The organism is Mesorhizobium sp. M7A.F.Ca.US.002.01.1.1 (assembly GCF_004022955.1).
GTDB classification, from domain to species: domain Bacteria; phylum Pseudomonadota; class Alphaproteobacteria; order Rhizobiales; family Rhizobiaceae; genus Mesorhizobium; species Mesorhizobium ciceri.
The window spans coordinates 1-1,327 of record NZ_RZQE01000867.1; the positions used below are offsets into that span (position 1 = coordinate 1).

Below are 1,327 nucleotides of genomic sequence, written 5' to 3' on the forward strand. Positions count from 1 at the left end.
CCGAATGGCCTTCCCATAAGCCGAAGGAATCCTGAGTACGAATGAGCCGCAGGAGGCATTTGACGAACGGGGAAGCAAGGGCCTCGTCGTCATTGTTGACAGCAGGGCCAACCGGAGGAATTTCGTTGTTCGTCATTTCAGTCTTCGTCTTCGAGGTACGATTTCCTTTTCCTGCGATGCCCACTCCGGGTCCGCTTGCGTGGCCGACGAATGGCTTGGGCGGGCCAACCCCAAGAGTGCCCCGTGGCCGACCTCGACATGTCCACGAGTGCGAGACCTGCGGCGCGAATTCGCGGCGCACATCGTCTGCGCCGCGATCCGACCGGTGGTCAACGCAATTGAAATCCAACCTTCCGCAAGCCGCCGCCCTGCTGCATCGACATACTTGCTGCGAAGAGAGCTTCGATGGGCGGATTGGCCAGTGTTCAATTCCAATTGTCAGTCCCTTCGCGATTCTTGCTCAGGAAGTGACTTCGTTTTGAGTTTCGGGTGCCTTCTTTTGCGGAGCCACACAAAGATCCGCGTGACAGGCAGGCTCACCCGTGTAGTTGGCCAGTGCTTCGAGCAATGGGGTAAGATAGTACTGTTTGGTGTGGTCCGGAATTGGCCCCAGCCGGTCCACCGATTTCAGTGCCACCTCGATCAACTCGATTGCGCGATCTTTGTTGCCGCTCTCGTAATAATACTGAGCTACCGGGAGGTACCGGAGGTATTTAAACGGGCCATCGCCGTTCGGGGGATTGAGTGCCAGTATCTGTTCCGAGAGCTCGTTGCCCATCGCAAAGCGCTCCGCGCGCGGAAGATGGGAATTGTCCATCGTGGGATCGAAGAGTTGGTTGAGGGCCAAGGCCATCCACGACACCGCGTCGGACGTTTTGTCGATCGCGTCCTCGACCAATTCTCGCATGACCGGCATGCCGGTCTTGATGTCGCGCAGCTTGTGAAGCAGAAGATCCGCATGAATCTGCCGGAACTCACAAGAGTCTGGCATCAAGGCGAGGCCTTCTTCGATGGCCAAGAGCGCCGCCGTCCAATCCTCGGCCTGCATCGCCGGCTCAAGTTTGGCGTATATCGGCCCGGTAAGCGACATTTCGCGCGCTGCAAGTTGGTTATGCGCGATGCGCTTTGCATCGGCGGCTTTCGCTTCATAGCTGCTGCGCCAGCTGCCGTTAAGGACTTTCGGCAAAACGTCATCGAGTTCCGCCGGGTGGCCGATAAAAGCGATGTGGCCGTCGCGGTCGACCACGAACGAGGTGGGAATCCCAATCGAAGAGCTGGGATCCATCCAGAGCTTGTTCATTTCGCCAATGTAATCGAACCCGATACG

Annotated in this window: 1 protein-coding gene; it reads right to left on the reverse strand. The window is 57.7% G+C overall.

Translation table 11 applies throughout. The features are described 5' to 3' along the window. Nucleotides 1-460: 460 nt before the first annotated feature. Nucleotides 461-1,327, reverse strand: an 867-nt coding sequence (locus EN932_RS36270; protein WP_128369533.1) for a TlpA family protein disulfide reductase, incomplete at its 5' end; no start/stop codon positions are given.